The organism is Danxiaibacter flavus (genome assembly GCF_041060425.1).
In the GTDB taxonomy this organism is placed as follows: domain Bacteria; phylum Bacteroidota; class Bacteroidia; order Chitinophagales; family Chitinophagaceae; genus Danxiaibacter; species Danxiaibacter flavus.
In genome coordinates this window covers 177,875-196,426 of record NZ_JAULBC010000008.1, presented here as the reverse complement: position 1 = coordinate 196,426, position 18,552 = coordinate 177,875, and the positions used below count along the sequence as shown (strand labels likewise).

The following is an 18,552-nucleotide window of genomic DNA, read 5'->3' as shown; positions in this document are numbered from 1 at the left end:
CTCAGGTATATTGAATTACTTAAGTGAATTTGGTAAAAATGTCATTGCATGCTATCTTACCAATTACCAGTCATTTTTACAGTTGTAAAAACCTGTAACAACCACTTGCACCATGAAACAGTACAGTTTTCTTGTTCTGCTTATTTGCCTTTTCACAGCCGGCTCTGCACAAAACAACACACCAATTTCTATTACCATCGATGCCGCTGCAACCGGCGAACCGATGAAACCTGTATGGGCCTTTTTTGGCTATGATGAACCGAACTATACGTATATGAGGGATGGAAAAAAATTATTGAGTGAAATCGCTTCCTTCAGCAAAATACCTGTATATGTGCGGACACATAATCTGCTTACCAGCGGAAACGGAGAAGCTGCGCTAAAATGGGGCTCTACCAATGCCTATACCGAAGATAGTCTCGGCAGACCTGTATACAACTGGCATATTGCAGACAGCATTTTTGATGCATATATCAGTCGCGGCATGAAACCAATTGCAGAGATCGGCTTTATGCCAGAGGCTCTTTCAACACATCCTCATCCCTATCGTCACCACTGGAAGCCAGGAGTGGCTTACGATTCAGTGTACACGGGCTGGGCTTACCCGCCAACAGATTATGCAAAATGGGGCAACCTGGTATATGAATGGGTAAAGCACTGTGTACAACGTTATGGTGAAACGGAAGTAAACAGCTGGTACTGGGAGGTATGGAACGAACCGAATATTGGTTACTGGAAGGGCACACCTACTGAATATTACAAGCTGTATGACTATGCCGCTGATGCTGTGAAAAGAGCTTGCCCCGGAACACGCATTGGCGGACCAACAAGCACCGGCCCCGGCTGGGATAAGGCAGAAAGTTTTTTACAAAACTTTTTAACGCATTGCGCCAGCGAAACGAATGCTGCAACCGGCAAAACAGGCGCCCCACTGGACTATATTTCTTTCCATGCAAAAGGCAGCCCGAAGTTTTTAAATGGCCACGTGCGCATGAACATGGCAACACAGCTTAAGGACATTATAAAAGGCTGCAATGTGGTGCGCAATTCACCCTTCAAAAACTTACCTGTAATCATTGGCGAGTGCGATCCAGAAGGTTGTGCAGCCTGCGGTATGGCAACCAATCCTGAAAATGCATATCGCAATGGAACTATGTACTCAAGTTATACAGCAGCTTCCTTTTCCCGCATTTATGATATAGCTAAATCGACAGGCGTTACCATAGAAGGCGCTGTTAGCTGGTCCTTTGAATTTGAAAACCAGCCCTGGTTTTATGGCTTCCGTGACCTCGCAACCAACGGCGTTGACAAACCTGTTCTTAACGTATTCCGCATGTATGCAATGATGAAAGGTAATCGCCTGAACATAGCCAATACGTCGGCAGTTCCTTTTGACAGCATAGTAAACAACAGCGTACGGGGAACACAAAGGGATCTTGGCGCATTTGCGGCCGGTGACAGCAAAACCACATCCGTTATGATATGGAATTATCATGACGATGATTTGCCCGCGCCGTCACAGAGCCTTACGCTCAACTTTCAACATCTTCCGGCAAAAAAAATAACGGCCCTGCTATACAAGATAGACAGTGCTCGCAGCAATGCTTATGAAGTATGGAAAAAGATGGGTTCTCCCCAGCAGGTGAACGATGCTCAATACAAGCAACTGGAAGCAGCCGGGCAGTTGTACAACGAGACGATGGTAAAAAAGCAAAAGATCACCAATGGTTCATACAACATGAAGATTTTGTTGCCTGCACAAGGAGTTTATCTGGTGCGGGTGTTATATGAGGAGTAGAAGGATGAAAGATCCAATTTCGTCTTCGTTTAAAATCCATTTTCTTTATTGTCAGCAATGGCAATAGATCTTTTTAGGAAGCTATGCTTATTGGCCTGCGATTTTTACAGAAATAAACACCACAATAAACAACGCTGATTTTATTTGCATTTAGCGCTAGCGCAACGATTGTTGAGTCGTCACTACAAGCGCTATTCATTATCACCTTACCAGCAGCGGCTGAATAATTGTTTGCCACAAGCCGTATCCTTCAGCATTCATATGCAGGTTATCATCAGTAAAAAGGCTTTCACGCGGTTCTTTGTTTTCGTTAAGCATGGGGTGATACACGTCAGCATAGCCGGTATTAGGCTGCGTACTCAGGTAAGCTTTAATTACCTCGTTAGCTTTTTCAAATTTCGGCATCAGCAGTCTGCGGCTTGGGCTCGGCTTCATGGAAACGTAAAGGATGGCTACATTCGGTTGTTTATCGCGGATAAGATTAAACAACTTTACAGTTCTGTCCACCACGGTAGCAACACTTACGGTATCGGAAGCTGTAAAATCATTCTCCCCGCAATAAATTACGATCTGCTTTGCTTTGTAAGGGAAAATTATATCGTTGGCATATCCATATACATCCGGCAGGGAAGAACCACCAAAACCGCGATTGATAATTGTATAACCGGGAAAATAATCCTGTACATCTTTCCATTTGGCAAAGGAAGAACTGCCGACAAATAAAATTGAATTCGCAGGCGGCATTTGAATGCTATCCTGCTTTTTAAAGGCATTTATATCCGCCTGGAAAGGTCTCTGCGAGAAGACATAACCAGAAAACAACAGCGTCAGGCAAAAAAACAAAAAGAGGTGCTTACTTAATCGCATGGGTTGTAATTTGATGCTAAAATAATATTAATGTACGATGTACGGTGTACGATGTGAGATGTATGGTATACCATGTGAGGAATGACGACATTTTAAGTACGAATTACGAAGCCCGCCCGCACCGAATGTGCATTCGGAGGGTACGAGGTACAGAGGCCGGGAGTTAGTAGGATGTAAGGTGTTAGATGTACGGTGTACGATGTGAAGCGATGTTTGATGTTAGGGGTACGGTTTACGATGTAGGGAGTTTTTTGAACTCGGATGCCGGAAGCTGAGATGCAAGCGGCGCATGTTGTGCACATATAAATTATCTGAAGGGACGGCCGGCAATAGCATAGGGCAACGCCCTATGAATGATGAACGGGGTACGGTTAGCCAGCCCTGAAGGGGCGTCCAGCATTAGCGTGGGGCAACGCCCTACGTGGGAAGAAAATATGATCAATCAAGCCCTGAAGGGGCGATAGCAACATTCTCAGGACGTTGGGCGTGAGAAAATGATTGACAATAAAAAAAATTGTATTCCAATTTCCCAATTCATGAACAAGCAAAGTTCAGAGCTGTTCGCTCAAAGCTGATAGCCAATAGCTGACAGCTATGAATTATCTTTGCCGCATGGGTCAAAATAAACTTGAAAGGTTTGAGCAAATAAAAGGTTTTGCCAACGTATTGGAGCATCCGGAAAACATGCAGGGCAAATGGAATGATTTTTTCAAAAATGATCGCCCTATTGTATTGGAGCTTGCGTGTGGCAAAGGCGAATATGCACTGGGACTGGGCAGACTATTTCCTGATAAAAATTTCATCGGAGTAGATATTAAAGGAAATCGCATCTGGCGCGGCGCAAAAACAGCATTGGATGAAGGACTTACAAATGTTGCTTTTCTGCGGACACATATCGACCAGATCACCAATTATTTCGCAAAAGATGAAGTGAATGAGATCTGGATCACTTTTCCTGATCCTCAGCTTCGTTTTTCAAAAATGAAAAAGCGATTGACTCACCCTAAATATTTGCGCTTATACAAACACTTCCTTCAGACTGGCGGACGTATTAACCTAAAGACTGACAGTCCCGACCTGTATCACTTTACAAAAACTGTGATCAAATTGTATGAACTGGAATTGCTAACCGATAAAGAGGATGTATACGCGGACGAAAATGTAAGCGATGTTTTGAAGATAAAGACCCATTATGAAAGTTTGGATATTGCGCAAAGTAACCGCATTCACTATTTACAGTTCAGCCTGCCTGCAAACCTGCCACATGAAAAAGATGTCATCTTAAAAGATCAACTCCGTGAGCAAGCCATTGATTGAAAAGAGAGACTACTATTATAATGAAGACGGCATGATGGTGCTCACGCGCCTTTATTTGCTGGAACGGGGATTCTGTTGTGGTAAGGGCTGCACTAATTGTCCCTATCATTATGAAAATGTTCCGGAACCTTTACGAAGCGCATTGGTTGAAGAAGCGCAGCAGAAGAAGGAAGATGGTGCGGAGCTATAAGGGAGTTGTACGTTGTAAGTTTTACGTTATACGTTTAAGCCTGCGGAGATGAACCACAAAGAACACAAAGCAGCACGAAGGTTAAGTACTTAGTAAGCTAAGTCTGTCGAAGGTTTTGTGACCTTATTAGCGCAGCGCTTTCTTTAATTCTTTGTGCTTCGTGGTGTTCTTTGTGTTAGTGGTTCAAAAAATCTTTATGCTTCTTTGTGCCTTTCTGTCTTAGTGGCAAAAGATCCCGTGTTTCTCCGTGTCGCCCTGTCTCCGTGCCCGCCCGTGCCGGATCGGACGGGGTTCAAAAAACTTATCTTTAGAAAATGAAAAAAGCCAAAGCCGCCTCCTCCAAACAATCGCTTCCATCGAAAAACAAAGAAGAACCCTCTTTTTTTGAAGATGTGTGGGATGTTGCGCGGCAAATACCCAAAGGCCGCGTTACAAGCTATGGCGCAATAGCCAATTACCTTGGAACAAAACTCTCCGCAAGAATGGTTGGCTGGGCAATGAATGGCGCTTCATCCGCAAAGCCTAAGGTGCCCGCGCACCGCGTGGTAAACCGCAACGGCATGCTCTCCGGCAAAATGCATTTTAAAACTCCTACGCAAATGCAGGAATTACTCGAGAAAGAAAAAATAAAAGTGGAAGATGATAAGATCGTCGATTTCAGGAAAATTTATTGGGATCCGGCGACAGAACTGCTTTAAGCTATCAGCCATCAGCTATTAGCTGTCAGCTTAAGGTCCATGCTTGCTCCATCACCTGATCCAATTTTGAATATACGCAAGCGCTGGCCGAAACGTACTTCGTACTTCTCACTTTGTACTTGCTTATATCTCGATTAATTTAAAAATATCCTTCTGCCTTACTCCTCTTTCTGTCTGTTGAAGGCTGCAGCATTCAATGTCTTTGTCATGTTCAAAGAAGAGAATATAATCGTTTTCGATCGCTTCTTTAAGAAACTGCTGTTTTTCAGTTAATGTGGTTAATGGAAACATATCATACGCCATAACATAAGGCAAAGGCAGGTGAGCGACAGAAGGCAACAGATCTGCGGCGTACACAAGTGTTTTCCCTTTATAAGCGATCTGCGGAAGCATCATCATATCGGTATGACCATTTACAAATCTCATGGATATGTTATCTGTAAAATGTGTAGAAGCGAGTTTGTCACCACTATCACCTTCCGGCGTTTCAATAAATTTAAGCTGCCCTGCTTCTTGTATTGGTAGAATATTTTCTTTCAGGAACGAAGCCTTTTCACGTGCATTCGGCTCCGTTGCCCATTTCCAGTGGCGTTCATTGCTCCAGTATACTGCATTTTTAAAAGCCGGCACAAGCTTTCCATCAACCCTGTCAACACTACCACCGCAATGATCAAAATGCAGGTGGGTGAGAATGACATCTGTTATATCCTCTTTACTAAAACCATGTTTCTTTAAAGATTTTTCGAGCGTATTGTCACCATGCAGATAATAATGGCTGAAAAATTTTGCATCCTGTTTATCACCGATGCCATTGTCGATCAGCATTAACCTGTTACCATCCTCTATCAGCAGGCAACGCATCGCCCATGTACAAAGATTGTTTTCATCAGAAGGATTAAGCTTGTTCCAGATGGTTTTGGGAACAACGCCAAACATAGCGCCGCCGTCCAGTTTAAACAGTTCCGTGTCGATCGTGTACAATTGCATAATAAAAGGTTTTATGTCAGGGTTGGTTATAATACAGCTTCCTGCACTGCTGCTCTTTTTTCCTGGTTAAATCTCTTTATGGCAAAAAGCATTAATACAAAAGCGATCACAAAGTAAACCATTAATGCCAAAACGGAATTACGCATATTCCCTGCAACAGCTTCAACAAGTCCAAAACTGAATGTACCGATAACAATTGCCAGCTTTTCCGTAACATCATAAAAACTGAAGAAGGAAGCAGTGTCTTTTGTTTCAGGCATCAGCTTTGAATACGTTGAGCGACTTAAAGATTGTATGCCTCCCATCACCAAACCAACTACTCCACCCAAAATATAAAACTGATTGGCACTGCCCTTTTCAATAAAGTAGCCACCGATACATATGCCGATCCAGATAATAATCACAAAAGCCAGCACCGGCAGGTTGCCAAACTTCTCTGAAAGCTTACTCATCATATAAGCACCTGCAATCGCAACAAACTGGATGATCATGATTGTTACGATCAACGTTTGAGATGGCAACTCCAATTCTTTTCCTCCAAAAATTGTAGCCACAAGCATAACGGTTTGCACGCCCATGCTGTAGAAAAAGAAAGAACGCAGAAATCTTTTTAACACCGGCATTTTAACTACCTGGCGATATACCTTCTTCAACTCATTAAACCCATGAGCAACTACAGAACCACTTTTTTCGACAGGGTTAATACGTGATGCAGGCAATCTTGCAAAGGTCACTTGCGCAAAACCGACCCACCAGAGTCCTACAAGGAAAAATGAAATTCTTGATGGAAGGAAATTATCCTTGATGCCAAATAAGTCAGGCTTAAGCACTACAATAAAACAGATTACCTGGAGAATGATGCTGCCAATATATCCTAATGCAAATCCTTTTGCACTAACCCTGTCCTGATCTTTTTCCCCGGCTATTTCAGGCAGGTAAGAGTTGTAAAAAACAAGGCTGCCACAATAACCTACTGCAGCCAGCATAAAGAACAACATACTACCCTCAAGCACATAAGGAGCAAAACCTGCCGCGTGACCTCCAGCATCTTGCTGCGGACCAAAAATGAATAAACCGCAACAGCTAATACTTCCTACGTAGCAAAAGAATTGCATGAACTTTTTCTTGTTGCCTTTATAGTCAGCAATAGATGAGAGTATTGGTGAAAGAAAAACAATGATGAGATAAGCGGCGGAAAGTACATAATCGAACAGTACTGTATTCACTACTTTCTTTCCGAAAAAGCTTACTTCGTGACCGGTGCGGTCGTTGGCCGTGATAGCCGTATAATAAGCAGGGAAGATTGTTGAGGTAATGACAAGATTGTAAGCACTGTTGGCCCAGTCGTACATGGCCCAACCGTTAATAACACGTTTTGAAGCAGTTTGCATAAGTATAGTTTTAGCCGCAGGGGCTCGTGCAAAGATGAAGTTTTTTTTGAACCACGGAGACAGGGCGGCACGGAGAAACACGGTGATTTTTTGCCCCGTCCGATCCGGCACGGGCGGGCACGAAGACGCAAAGGCAGAAAGGAGCACAAAGTTTTTTTGAACCCCGTCCGATCCGGCACGGGCGGGCACGGAGGCACAATCGACACGGAGAAACACGGCGAGCTGTTGCCCCGTCCGATCCGGCACGGGCGGGCACTAAGGCTCAAAAGCGCAAAGAAGCACAAAGATTTTTTGAAACACACGAAGGACACTAAGAAGCACAAAGAATTATTAATTGAAAATTGCCAGTCGAAAATAGCCGCTGCGTGGAACCCTCTGTGGCTCGCTGTGTCTTCTCCTGCCTTTTCTTCGTGTAACAATTACCCTACATTAGTCATAAACTTTACATCCAGGACTATCCTCTTTTCGCTTCAATAAACGTAAAACGTACAACCAGCTTAGAGCTCCGATTCTTACTTTCTTACTGTCTTACGATCTTACTGTCTTCTTAAACCAATTGCAAATCGTGCCCCATAAAATATAATATCAGAATAACTGCTCCGACGATGATGCGGTACCAGCCAAACATCTTAAAGCCGTGTTTGGTCAGATAACCGATGAAGGCACGTATGGCAATGATCGCTACTATAAAACCGACAAGGTTGCCGATGCCAAAAAGTTTCCACTCTTCTGAAGAAAGATGAATGCCTTCTTTATAAAAGTCATACATTTTTTTGGCCGTCGCAGCGAACATGGTTGGTACGGCAAGAAAGAAAGAGAACTCCGCAGCTTGCTTTTTGTTGAGCTTTTGCGTAAGGCCGCCTATGATGGTTGATGCCGAACGTGAAGTACCAGGTATCATTGCCAAACACTGGAACAGTCCAATCACAAATGCATTGTCATATTTAATCTCTTTGTCACGGTTATTTTCTGTCGCCCTGAACCAATTATCAAGCAGGATAAATATTATACCACCAACCAGCAGCATGATGCCAACAGTTAAAACACTCTCGAGTAATGCATCGATCTGATGTGAAAACAAAACACCGAAAACTGCAGCGGGAATGAATGCCACAAAAAGTTTAACGTAGAAATTGACGCTTTGGAAAAAACGTCTGAAGTACAGGACAACAACGGAAAGAATTGTTCCGAATTGAATACCTACCGTAAAGAACTTGGTAAAGTCGCTGTTAGGAACCTTCATCAGCCAGGACGCGATGATCATGTGACCGGTGGATGATACGGGTAAAAATTCTGTAAGACCTTCTACAATTGCAAGGACGATAGCCTGTATAATATTCATACTAAAAATGCTGACTTTAATACAAACAAAAAAGCGGTGCAAGCACCGCTTATCTTAAAGGAAATTCTTTTATTGCTGAACAGCTTTTGGCTTTTTAAATATAGCATAAACCTCAATCAACAGGCCTGCTATAATAAGAATTGGAGCAACAGTGATACGCGTAGCACTGTACACCAGCTTTGGATCAAATGTATTCGGATCCTCATTTTTGCCGCCACTCATTAAAAACATGCCTAGGGCAATAACGGCAGCCCCGATACCCATCCATGTATAATTGTCTTTGGTAAATAAAGGAGCGATTGTTTTTTTATGTTCTGACATTTTTTTAAGTTTTCAGTGCTGCAATATATGTTTTTTTTAAAAGAAGCTATAATAGCCGGAGGAGTTTACCGATTTTTTAAAATGAAAACGTTTTCATTTTATCAAAAAGGCTTACTTTCACTCAATTTTTTGGCTCAGAAACGATTTGCTTTAATTGTATAAATAAACCACTGCATGAAAAAAATCAGCACCGCAGCCTTAGCCTGCCTGCTTACACTTACACTTTTTGCTCAGCAAAAGAGTGATGATATGAAACAGCTTATCGATGACAATATGCGATTTGCTGTTGAGCAATACAAAGTACTGATGAACACCCTGCCACCGGATGTAATGCCCAAAACCTATGATGCCTCTAAAAACCAATTGGTTACAAGTGATACAAAATGGTGGTGCAGCGGCTTCTACCCCGGCACATTGTGGTACCTATATGAGTACACAGGTGATACAGCCATTCGACACGAAGCTGAAAAACGTCTTGGCATATTGGAAAAAGAAAAGCATTATACCGGCAATCACGATCTTGGATTTATGATGTATTGCAGTTTTGGAAACGCCTACCGCCTGACAAACAATCCGGCTTATAAGGATGTGATCCTTACCGCTGCACAATCGCTCACAACGAGATACAGGCCATCCATCAAGTCCATTCAGTCATGGGATTCAAGCAAAAGCTTTCGATGCCCCGTGATAATTGATAATATGATGAATCTTGAGTTATTGGAATGGTCCGGCAGAAATGGTGGCGGCAAAAACCTGGAGAACATTGCAGAAACACATGCCAATACCACCATCAAAAATCATTACAGACCAGACTACAGTTCTTATCACGTGGTTGACTATAACCTGGTAACCGGGCAAGTGGCTGCTAAAAAAACTGCCCAGGGAGCGGCGGACAGCTCTGCGTGGAGCCGCGGTCAGTCGTGGGGCCTTTACGGTTTTACAATGATGTATCGTTTCACCAAAAACAAAACTTACCTGGACCAGGCAAAACATATTGCACATTTCCTGTTGACCAATCCGAATTTGCCTTCAGATCTTATCCCTTACTGGGATTATGACGCTCCCGGAATTCCTGATACATACCGTGATGCTTCTGCAGGTTCCGTTATGGCTTCGGCATTGTTAGAGCTTGGTCAGTACAGCAAGGGTAAAGAAAAAGAAACTTATGTAGCGGCTGCAAAGAAGATCCTTACTGCATTATCATCCTCTGCCTATCGTGCGCAGCCGGGAACAAACGGCGGATTTTTACTGATGCATAGCGTAGGATCAATTCCGCATAAATCAGAAGTTGATGTGCCGCTTACTTACGCCGACTATTATTTTATCGAGGCGTTGGCGAGATATAAGAAATGGTACCTGTAAGCAGATAAATACACCCGGAGAAAATCTTCACTATGTTACGAAGAAAGTTCTTGCACTACTCATCATTGCTTGGTTTGGCCGGAAGTCTGCCCATAACATCATTGCAAGTGGCAAACCGCACCCACGTAAATGGTGAAGTGCAAAGTGACCGCAGCTATTGGACATCATTACTCTATAAAATAGCAGCGCCTGTGCTGAGCAACATGAGCCAAGGGAAACTCAAAAAGAACATGCCTGTTGAATACAGTTCTTCCTGGGATAACAGGAATAAAGATCTGGCCTACATGGAATGTTTTGGCAGGCTTATGTCGGGCCTTGCACCATGGCTTGCATTGGCAGATGACAATTCTCCGGAAGACAAGCAAAGAAAACAACTGCGTGAGTGGGCGTTAAAGAGTTATGCCAATGCGGTAGATCCCGCTTCACCAGATTTTCTTTTGTGGGATAAGGAGGGACAACCATTGGTAGATGCGGCGTTCCTGGCACAAAGCTTTATCCGGGCGCCGGAAGCTTTGTGGCAACCATTGGATAAAAATACCAAAAGCCGTTATATCCAGCAATTCAAAGCGCTGCGCAGAGTATCGCCGCCCTACAATAACTGGATGTTGTTTGCTGCATTGATCGAGACATTTTTGTTATCCATCAATGAGGAATATGATGCTTTTCGTTTACAGATAGCGCTCAACAAAATGAGTGAATGGTATGTTGGTGATGGTTGGTATTCCGACGGCAGCAAATTTCACTTTGATTATTATAACAGTTTTGTTATTCAGCCAATGATGCTGGATATCAGAACGATTCAGCTACAAAAAAATAAATGCAGCAAAGCCGACTACGACCTAACACTGAAGCGTGCACAACGCTACAGTTCTTATATGGAAAGGATGATCTCGCCGGAAGGAACCTTTCCTGTCTTTGGCAGATCCATTACCTATAGAACCGCAATTTTTCAACCACTAGCGCAACTTTGCCTTTTACAGCAATTGCCCGACGGCCTTAGTAACGGACAGATCCGGAATGCAATAACCACCGTTATGAAACGCATGTTTTCTATTGAAGGAAATTTTTCAAAGGAAGGTTGGCTTCAATTAGGCTTTGCAGGCCATCAGCCTGATGTGGCCGATTATTATTTAAATAGTGGAAGTATGTACCTGGCATCAGTTGGCTTTTTGCCCCTGGGACTGCCGGAGAATCATCCGTTTTGGACGGACAACGCGGAAGACTGGACCTCCAAAAAAGCCTGGAACGGCCAGCCATTTAAAAAGGATTATGCAGTTGATTATTGATAAAATTTTGATTGATTAAACACATTGACTATGAACGTATCATTCGACAACAGGTTTGCAAGCAGCCCCGATGAAGTGATGAACCTGGACACTACCCGGTTAAGAAAAAAGTTTTTAATAGAAAAGATCTTCGAAGCTGATGTATTTCACTTTACACTTACACACTACGACCGCTTTATAGCAGGTGGTGCAATGCCGGTAAAAGAAACACTTGCGCTGCCAAATCCCGACAGCCTTAAAGCGCCTTATTTCCTTGACAGAAGAGAAATGGGCATTATCAATGTTGGAGGAACAGGAACAGTTACCGCCGATGGAAACAGTTTCACCCTGCAATACAAAGAGGCATTGTACATAAGCAAAGGAACAAAAGAAGTAACCTTCGCATCCGCAGACGCCAATGCTCCGGCAAAATTTTATATTAACTCAACACCTGCACATCATGAGTATCCGACACGCAAAGTTTCAAAAGATGATGCGGAAAAGGTAACACTCGGGGCTCTTGAACAATCCAATCACAGAACAATCAATAAATTGCTTGTCAACAGTGTATTACCAACCTGCCAGCTCCAAATGGGATTAACAGAGTTGCAACCGGGCAGTGTATGGAACACAATGCCTGCGCATACACACGACAGAAGAATGGAAGTGTACTTTTATTTCCAGGTTCCTGAAGGACAAAGTGTTTGTCACTTTATGGGACAGCCGCAAGAGACAAGACATATCTGGATGCAAAATGAACAGGCCGTAATCTCGCCAGACTGGTCCATACACTCCGGCGCAGGCACGTCCAACTACAGCTTTATCTGGGGAATGGCCGGTGAGAATATGGATTATGGAGATATGGATCATTGTAAGATTACGGAACTGAGGTAAGGGTGTGTGAATGTACGATGTTCGATTTTAGATGCCTGCCCGTACCGGCGGCACGTTCGGGCGGGTACGATGTGATTGGAGGCCTGAGGTGTGAGGTTTGAGGCGTAAGGAAGCAACATGCATGGTTTAAGTACGAACTACGAAGTACGAGGTACGGAAGCCGGAGAGATGGTAAGCATGATTAGAATGTACGATGTTAGATGTGTGATGTACGATGTAGGGAATACGTAAGCATGTACGATGTACGGTTTTAGATGCCTGCCCGTACCGGCGGCACGTTCGGGCGGGTACGATGTGATTGGAGGCCTGAGGTGTGAGGTTTGAGGCGTAAGGAAGCAACATGCATGGTTTAAGTACGAACTACGAAGTACGAGGTACGGAAGCCGGAGAGATGGTAAGCATGATGAGAATGTACGATGCTAGATGTGTGATGTACGATATGGGAGGAGGCGCGAGAATGTACGATGTACGATTTTAGATGCCTGCCCGTACCGGCGGCACGTTCGGGCGGGTACGGTGTGAGCGAAGGGGCGAGGATTAAGGTTTGAGGCGTAAGGAAGCAACATGCATGGTTTAAGTACGAATTACGAAGTACGAGGTACGGAAGCCGGGGAGATGGTAAGCGTGATGAGAATGTACGATGGAGTGAAGGCGTAAGGGTGTAACGCATAGGTTTAATTACGAATTACGAGGTACGATTTTAGATGCCTGCCCGTACCGGCGGTACGTTCGGGCGGGTACGATGTGCGAGAAGGCGTGAGAATGTACGATGAGAATGGAGGTGTGAGGCGTAAGGTTTGAGGCGTAAGAAGGTAATTTCCATGGTTTAAGTACAAATTACGAAATAACCGCACTTCGACTGAGGCTGAAGGCCTCATAGCACTAGCCCAGGGCAACGCCCTGGCGAAAAATAGAAAATGGGGATCAAGCCCTGAAAGGACGAAAGCAAACAAGTTCACCAGGTTCCAAATTAATTGATAATCATTCGATATTCAACAAGCTGAAAGCTAATAGCTGACAGCTCATAGCCTTTTATTATGAACAAACTATTTCTTTCACTATTGACTTTCTTATGGATGGGCACAAATGCGCAATCCGTTGGTGTGACTATTACCAATAACAGTCAACTGGATTATTCGGATTATGTAATTGAAGTGCCGTGGAAAGACATTGTCGCCAAATGGCCATCAATAGATACCGCGGACTTTAAGGTGATTGATTCAAAAACACAACAGGAAATAACATTCCAGTTGGAATACGCAGGTAACCCAACAATACAAAATCTGCTCTTGCAGGTATCAATCCCGGCAAACAAAACCCGGTCATTCAAACTGGTAAAGGGAAAACATGCTTTTTCCCCGCCAAAAACATTTTGCCGTTATGTGCCCGAAAGAAAAGATGATTTTGCCTGGGAAAATGACAAGATCGCTTTTCGCATGTATGGCAAAGCATTAGAAGGAAGCAATGAAGATGCATATGGTCTTGATGTATGGGTGAAAAGCACCGACAAACTGGTTGTAGATGACCGCTACAAAAAAAATGATTATCATAAAGATCATGGTGATGGACTTGATTATTACCAGGTAGGCTATACACTTGGAGCCGGAAACATAGCTCCCTACGTTAATGACTCCGTTTACTATTCCAAAAATTATCACAGATTCAAAGTATTGGATAATGGTCCACTTCGCTCCTCATTTCAACTGATCTATGATGAATGGAATGTTGACGGCAAGCCGGTATCCGTTATCAAAACGATATCGATAGATGCAGGTTCACAATTAAACAGGGTAACAGCTGCATATAATCACACTTCTGATGCTGCTTTACCCGTCGCAACAGGTCTTGCGAAGCGTAAAGACCCGGGCGTTTTGTTTTTAAATGAACAGAATGGCATTTCAGCGTACTGGGAACCGCAGCATGGCAATGATGGTGTTACAGGCGTAGCAACAATCCACCTCCAGCCAATCAGACAAATGCTGGTAACTAAAGAGCAGGTTTTGACCATCACAACCACCGATGCGCAAAAATCAATTACATATTTTACCGGTGCGGTCTGGAACAAAGCAAACAGAATAACATCTGCACACCAGTGGTTCGAGTACGTACAACATTTTCAGCAGAAGTTAAAGCAGCCATTGATCATAACAGTACAATAGTCCTGTAAAACATTTTCAAACTTTAGAATAACAATTCATGTCAATACTATCTTACTTTTCTCTGAATAATAAGATTGCCTTGGTAACAGGTTGCAGTCGCGGAATAGGCAAAGCCATGGCCGAAGCTCTGGCCGAGGCAGGTGCAGACATCATAGGTGTTTCGGCATCTTTAAAACCCGGAAGCGATGTAGAAGAAAATGTAAAAAAAGCCGGAAGAAGCTTCTATCCTTATCAATGCAATTTTTCTGACCGCCAGTCGTTATACGACTTCATACTTCTTGTAAAGAAAGAACATCCGCAAATTGATATTCTTGTCAACAATGCAGGCAATATTTTAAGAAAACCAGCCGCTGAACATCCGGATGAATATTGGGATGAGATCATTGCCATCAATCAGACTTCGCAATTTATTTTGACACGCGAGATTGGAAAAGACATGATACAGCGAGGATCCGGAAAGATCATATTTACGGCATCTTTATTAACATTCCAGGGCGGCATTAATGTTCCGGGATATGCAGCCAGCAAAGGAGCAGTGGGATCACTGGTAAAGGCGTTTGCGAATGAATGGGCGTCCAAAGGTGTAAATGTAAATGCCATTGCACCAGGATATATCGCGACAGACAACACCAGTGCATTGCGCGGTGATGAAAACAGGAGCAAATCAATCCTTGACAGAATACCAGCCGCAAGATGGGGCGAGCCTCAGGACTTTAAAGGACCAGTTGTCTTCCTGGCATCGTCTGCATCTGATTATGTTCACGGCACTATTTTGACTGTTGATGGCGGATGGATGGGCAGATAGCTGACCGCAACCTGCATTTACCTGATCACAAATTAGCCCCCGTATTTTAAGAATGCATCAAGTGCATCTTTTTGTGTCAGTACTTCCAGTTCAACATCATAAATATTGCTTTCGCCAGGCTCAATGAAGATAAGCGTATTGTTTGCCCTCGCTGCAGCTTGTCCTATCGGCGGATGGGTTGCCGGCTCGATGCCAGTCACATACTCCCCTTCTCCCCAATGCTGCCAATTGATTAACCAGGGCAGTTGTTCCTTTTTGAAACGGAAAGCCAGTGCAATACCAATGTCTGCGTTATGAAGTCCGCAGGTTGCCATACCCTTATCATCTGCTTCTATATCAATAAAGGCGACTTCTTCTCCGGTGCCATTGTGCATTTTTAACGGCGGGGGACATTTACGGAAGTTATGTTGATCATTGAAGATCTTATATTCCAGGTTCTTGTGCCTGGTTTGCCATTGTCCTTTCCACACAATATCCGCGCCCTCATCAGCCAACGGATAACCCAGATTGAAATGATACAATAACATATGCGGCGCGGGCGTGTTTCCCCGGTTGATCACTTCATCACGAATGCGAATGGTGGTTTCACCCAGCGTACTGGAAATTGTCCTTCGCAATTCAAGCGTTGGTCCAAACACTTTTGTTTGCAGCATGCTTGCTGTTATGCTCATTTCCAATTGTCCTGCAGCAATATCCGGTTGTATGATAGAAATGACTTCAGCCGGCGTATTACCGATCTCTCCATGCAGACCTCTTTCACCATAATCGTCTTTTTCCGGACCACCGACGTGTGATAAGCCACATGTAGTGAGTAGTCCCCCAGTAAAAGTTTTCAGCCAGTCGAGTCCGTGATAAATAAAAGGATGAGGAGGTGTTACACCTGTATGACTTACCCAGGCGAGGCCATGTTGGTTATAAAACGCATCGGCAATATCAAGCCCTCTGTCTAATAAAATTTTGTAACGCAGACCGCTGCCGGTATTGATCCATGCGATACGGCTTCCTCGTCCGAGACCATTGTCCAGAACTGAAGTCTCAATTCCTCCAAGTTGCGACACATGAGATACTTTATTGTGCCATTTCTGCTGCGAAGCGTTTGAATTGCTCATAAGAGTGCCCGGCTTTTATCGTTAGGTATAATGTGAACATCTAAAATAATCAAATTGTGCAAACGATTTGCATTTCAGGACAGTACGGGATGGAGGGAGGGAAGCTGAAAGCTTAAAGCCTAAAGCTTAGAACTGGTGATACGTTGTAAGTTGTACGTTATACGTTTATTGGAGCGAAGGGAGGGAGAAGCTGAAAGCTTAAAGCTTAAAGCTGAGAACTAGTGATGTGTTGTAAGTTTTACGTTATACGCTTATTGGAGCAAATGGACTGAAAAGTCCTGGATGTAAAGCGTACCATTAATGTAGAGTTATTGTTACACAGAGAAGAGGCAGGAGAAGACACGGAGAACACGGAGTTCTGCGTCTTCCGATCATTTCCAATTTTCAATTCTCCCCGCCTGAATGATTTTAGTCGGGCAGGCACTATCAATTAAAAGCCTTTGTGTTTCTTTGCGCCTTCGAGTCTTCGCGGCAAAAAAACCGCCGTGTCACACCGTGTCGTTATGTCTCCGTGGTTTCTAAAAACAAAAACTCCCGCCATGACTAGCGGGAGAAAATTAACAAAAAAGTACCTCTTTTTTAATGCAAGGTACTTTTCTGTTGTGCCGATTTATTTACCCCAAACAGCCCATTTAGCTGTCCAGTCGTTAGATGCATCAATAGCACCAACGTAAGTTGTTTTATCGAAGAATGCGTTATCCAATCCACCAAAATCAAACTTACCTGCAGTTGTTAAAGCCGGAGAACCGGTAGCAGGCTTAATGTTTGGAGCGGCGTTGTTATATGGATCAGTCAATTTAATATCTGCACCGTTTGCATAGTAAACGCTCTTGTCGTTACCAGTTACTTTTGCAGCAAGGCTTGCTGAATCAAACAATTTAGGACTGCTAACCAGTTTATCAACCTGGAAAGGTTTGCCATATGCATTCAAAAAGCTGTTGTAGAACCTGCTGATATCCTGTTTGTAGTAAGAAGCTGTAGAATCGTCATCGATATCTAAACCAGCTCTCTGGCCACCAATTACGATTGAGTTAGCAAGAACAAATTTAGAACCTCTTCTCCAACGCATGCCGTAACCGTAGTCAGCGCTTACACCGGTAGCGTTGTTAGGACCAACCGCTGTGAAGTTTGACAATACAGGAGAAGTGATAGGAGCCTTTGTCCACAAGAAACCGTTTGAAGGGTTTACGTTATCAACTTCAAAGTTGTTAGAGATATCGCCGCTTGTTCCTTTGTTATCAGTAAACTTAGGGTCTTTGATTGAAATAGCGTACTGGATCATACCTCTGTAACCGTCGTCCATATCAAAATCATCATCAGCACAATTGTAAGCAATCAGGTGTTTGCAGTTAACCGTACCGCCGAAGAATTCAAAAGCGTCATCCAAACCACGTACAACCTGTACGTAATCGATAGTTGTACCAGAACCTACAGCGTAAAGAGAAAGACCATTGATCTCATCACCGGGGTTTACTGCTTTACCTGCATATTCAATTCTAACATATTTCATTACACCAGAATTGTCTGCATCATTCGTTCCGCCAAACACGCTGAACTGGGCATCAACACCACCTTCAATTACTGAGTGGTTGGTGTTACCTTTCGCCTGACCAACAAGTACCACACCACCTAAATCACCAGGCTGAGGAGTTGTTTCATTAGAAGTAAACACGATAGGCTCATCTGCTGTACCCTGTGCAAGAATTTTGGCAGTTCTGTAGATAACCAATACGCCAGCAGAGTCTTTGTTAGAAACGATTTTCGTTCCCGGATCTATTGTGATTGTTGCATTGTTAGTTACATAAACGTATCCGCGTAGGCGATAAGTTTTGTCTTTTGTCCAGTGTTGATCTGATGTGATAATACCGCGGACATCAAGATTTTTAGCGGTATCCACAGGCGTTGGAGGTGTCGGGTTGGGATCCGACTGACTGTCACTTTTCTTACATGCTGTACCGGCAATAAGGGCACCGAGTACAAGTGTAAAAGCAATTCTTTTCATAGTGTGTTTTGTAAATTATTAATTTTCGGCAAATCTATCCGCGCC

The 18,552-nt window shown here is 43.6% G+C and carries 16 protein-coding genes; 9 read left to right on the top strand and 7 right to left on the bottom strand.

Features of this window, described 5'->3' with window-relative positions; translation table 11 throughout:
- Positions 1-112: 112 nt before the first annotated feature.
- Positions 113-1,798 carry a GH39 family glycosyl hydrolase gene (locus tag QTN47_RS22540; RefSeq protein WP_369331696.1) on the top strand — a complete coding sequence of 562 codons (1,686 nt, stop codon included), beginning with the start codon at positions 113-115 and terminating at the stop codon, positions 1,796-1,798.
- A gap of 201 nt (positions 1,799-1,999) precedes the next feature.
- On the opposite strand, the gene QTN47_RS22535 is transcribed toward QTN47_RS22540, so the two are convergent.
- Complete coding sequence (locus QTN47_RS22535) at positions 2,000-2,665, bottom strand: GDSL-type esterase/lipase family protein (protein ID WP_369331695.1); 666 nt, start codon at positions 2,663-2,665, stop codon at positions 2,000-2,002.
- Positions 2,666-3,277: 612 nt separating this feature from the next.
- Here QTN47_RS22535 and trmB point away from each other — a divergent pair.
- The 3 genes from trmB (at position 3,278) to QTN47_RS22520 (ending at position 4,870) form a co-directional block, all read left to right on the top strand.
- Positions 3,278-3,982, top strand: coding sequence for a tRNA (guanosine(46)-N7)-methyltransferase TrmB (gene trmB, locus QTN47_RS22530; protein ID WP_369331694.1), 705 nt, complete (start codon positions 3,278-3,280; stop codon positions 3,980-3,982).
- The gene (locus tag QTN47_RS22525; protein ID WP_369331693.1) at positions 3,963-4,172 is read left to right on the top strand and encodes a C1orf53 family protein; all 210 of its coding nucleotides are present in this window, start codon (positions 3,963-3,965) and stop codon (positions 4,170-4,172) included. The genes trmB and QTN47_RS22525 overlap by 20 nt, the downstream gene beginning before the upstream one ends.
- 314 nt (positions 4,173-4,486) lie before the next feature.
- Positions 4,487-4,870, top strand: a complete 384-nt coding sequence (locus tag QTN47_RS22520) for an MGMT family protein (protein WP_369331692.1) — start codon at positions 4,487-4,489, stop codon at positions 4,868-4,870.
- Between the two features lie 123 nt (positions 4,871-4,993).
- On the opposite strand, the gene QTN47_RS22515 is transcribed toward QTN47_RS22520, so the two are convergent.
- The 4 genes from QTN47_RS22515 to QTN47_RS22500 form a co-directional block, all read right to left on the bottom strand.
- Positions 4,994-5,857 (bottom strand): MBL fold metallo-hydrolase, encoded by an 864-nt coding sequence (locus QTN47_RS22515; protein WP_369331691.1) that lies wholly within the window; start codon positions 5,855-5,857, stop codon positions 4,994-4,996.
- Positions 5,858-5,883: 26 nt separating this feature from the next.
- Entirely contained in the window at positions 5,884-7,248 is a 1,365-nt protein-coding gene (locus QTN47_RS22510) for an MFS transporter (RefSeq protein WP_369331690.1), read from the bottom strand.
- Positions 7,249-7,795: 547 nt separating this feature from the next.
- A complete protein-coding gene (locus QTN47_RS22505) occupies positions 7,796-8,590 on the bottom strand; it encodes an undecaprenyl-diphosphate phosphatase (RefSeq protein WP_369331689.1) in 795 nt (264 codons plus the stop codon).
- Between the two features lie 69 nt (positions 8,591-8,659).
- Positions 8,660-8,911 carry a DUF3098 domain-containing protein gene (locus tag QTN47_RS22500; RefSeq protein ID WP_369331688.1) on the bottom strand — a complete coding sequence of 84 codons (252 nt, stop codon included), beginning with the start codon at positions 8,909-8,911 and terminating at the stop codon, positions 8,660-8,662.
- A gap of 174 nt (positions 8,912-9,085) precedes the next feature.
- Here QTN47_RS22500 and QTN47_RS22495 point away from each other — a divergent pair, with 174 nt between their 5' ends.
- The 5 genes from QTN47_RS22495 to QTN47_RS22475 all read left to right on the top strand — a co-directional run bounded on the left by QTN47_RS22495 (position 9,086) and on the right by QTN47_RS22475 (position 15,396).
- A complete protein-coding gene (locus QTN47_RS22495) occupies positions 9,086-10,273 on the top strand; it encodes a glycoside hydrolase family 88 protein (protein WP_369331687.1) in 1,188 nt (395 codons plus the stop codon).
- A 32-nt stretch (positions 10,274-10,305) separates the two neighbouring features.
- Positions 10,306-11,559 carry a DUF2264 domain-containing protein gene (locus QTN47_RS22490; protein ID WP_369331686.1) on the top strand — a complete coding sequence of 418 codons (1,254 nt, stop codon included), beginning with the start codon at positions 10,306-10,308 and terminating at the stop codon, positions 11,557-11,559.
- 30 nt (positions 11,560-11,589) lie between these two features.
- Entirely contained in the window at positions 11,590-12,432 is an 843-nt protein-coding gene (gene kduI / locus QTN47_RS22485; RefSeq protein WP_369331685.1) for a 5-dehydro-4-deoxy-D-glucuronate isomerase, read from the top strand.
- 1,037 nt (positions 12,433-13,469) lie between these two features.
- Complete coding sequence (locus QTN47_RS22480; RefSeq protein ID WP_369331684.1) at positions 13,470-14,591, top strand: BT3233 family polysaccharide utilization protein; 1,122 nt, start codon at positions 13,470-13,472, stop codon at positions 14,589-14,591.
- A 37-nt stretch (positions 14,592-14,628) separates the two neighbouring features.
- Positions 14,629-15,396, top strand: coding sequence for an SDR family NAD(P)-dependent oxidoreductase (locus tag QTN47_RS22475; RefSeq protein ID WP_369331683.1), 768 nt, complete (start codon positions 14,629-14,631; stop codon positions 15,394-15,396).
- A gap of 32 nt (positions 15,397-15,428) precedes the next feature.
- Here the strand turns inward: QTN47_RS22475 and QTN47_RS22470 are convergent, their stop codons facing one another.
- The gene (locus QTN47_RS22470) at positions 15,429-16,505 is read right to left on the bottom strand and encodes an aldose 1-epimerase family protein (RefSeq protein ID WP_369331682.1); all 1,077 of its coding nucleotides are present in this window, start codon (positions 16,503-16,505) and stop codon (positions 15,429-15,431) included.
- Between the two features lie 610 nt (positions 16,506-17,115).
- Positions 17,116-18,507: a beta-helix domain-containing protein gene (locus tag QTN47_RS22465; RefSeq protein WP_369331681.1), complete on the bottom strand. Its 1,392-nt coding sequence runs from the start codon at positions 18,505-18,507 to the stop codon at positions 17,116-17,118.
- Positions 18,508-18,552: the final 45 nt, after the last annotated feature.

Excerpts from the sequence above, each read along its gene's own strand:
- QTN47_RS22520 (WP_369331692.1), top strand. The coding sequence starts at position 4,487 with ATGAAAAAAGCCAAAGCCGCCTCCTCCAAACAATCGCTTCCATCGAAA.
- QTN47_RS22495 (WP_369331687.1), top strand. The coding sequence starts at position 9,086 with ATGAAAAAAATCAGCACCGCAGCCTTAGCCTGCCTGCTTACACTTACA.
- QTN47_RS22535 (WP_369331695.1), bottom strand. The coding sequence starts at position 2,665 with ATGCGATTAAGTAAGCACCTCTTTTTGTTTTTTTGCCTGACGCTGTTG.
- QTN47_RS22470 (WP_369331682.1), bottom strand. The coding sequence starts at position 16,505 with ATGAGCAATTCAAACGCTTCGCAGCAGAAATGGCACAATAAAGTATCT.
- QTN47_RS22510 (WP_369331690.1), bottom strand. The coding sequence starts at position 7,248 with ATGCAAACTGCTTCAAAACGTGTTATTAACGGTTGGGCCATGTACGAC.
- QTN47_RS22490 (WP_369331686.1), top strand. The coding sequence starts at position 10,306 with ATGTTACGAAGAAAGTTCTTGCACTACTCATCATTGCTTGGTTTGGCC.
- QTN47_RS22480 (WP_369331684.1), top strand. The coding sequence starts at position 13,470 with ATGAACAAACTATTTCTTTCACTATTGACTTTCTTATGGATGGGCACA.
- QTN47_RS22540 (WP_369331696.1), top strand. The coding sequence starts at position 113 with ATGAAACAGTACAGTTTTCTTGTTCTGCTTATTTGCCTTTTCACAGCC.
- kduI (WP_369331685.1), top strand. The coding sequence starts at position 11,590 with ATGAACGTATCATTCGACAACAGGTTTGCAAGCAGCCCCGATGAAGTG.
- QTN47_RS22505 (WP_369331689.1), bottom strand. The coding sequence starts at position 8,590 with ATGAATATTATACAGGCTATCGTCCTTGCAATTGTAGAAGGTCTTACA.
- QTN47_RS22475 (WP_369331683.1), top strand. The coding sequence starts at position 14,629 with ATGTCAATACTATCTTACTTTTCTCTGAATAATAAGATTGCCTTGGTA.
- QTN47_RS22500 (WP_369331688.1), bottom strand. The coding sequence starts at position 8,911 with ATGTCAGAACATAAAAAAACAATCGCTCCTTTATTTACCAAAGACAAT.
- QTN47_RS22465 (WP_369331681.1), bottom strand. The coding sequence starts at position 18,507 with ATGAAAAGAATTGCTTTTACACTTGTACTCGGTGCCCTTATTGCCGGT.
- QTN47_RS22515 (WP_369331691.1), bottom strand. The coding sequence starts at position 5,857 with ATGCAATTGTACACGATCGACACGGAACTGTTTAAACTGGACGGCGGC.
- trmB (WP_369331694.1), top strand. The coding sequence starts at position 3,278 with ATGGGTCAAAATAAACTTGAAAGGTTTGAGCAAATAAAAGGTTTTGCC.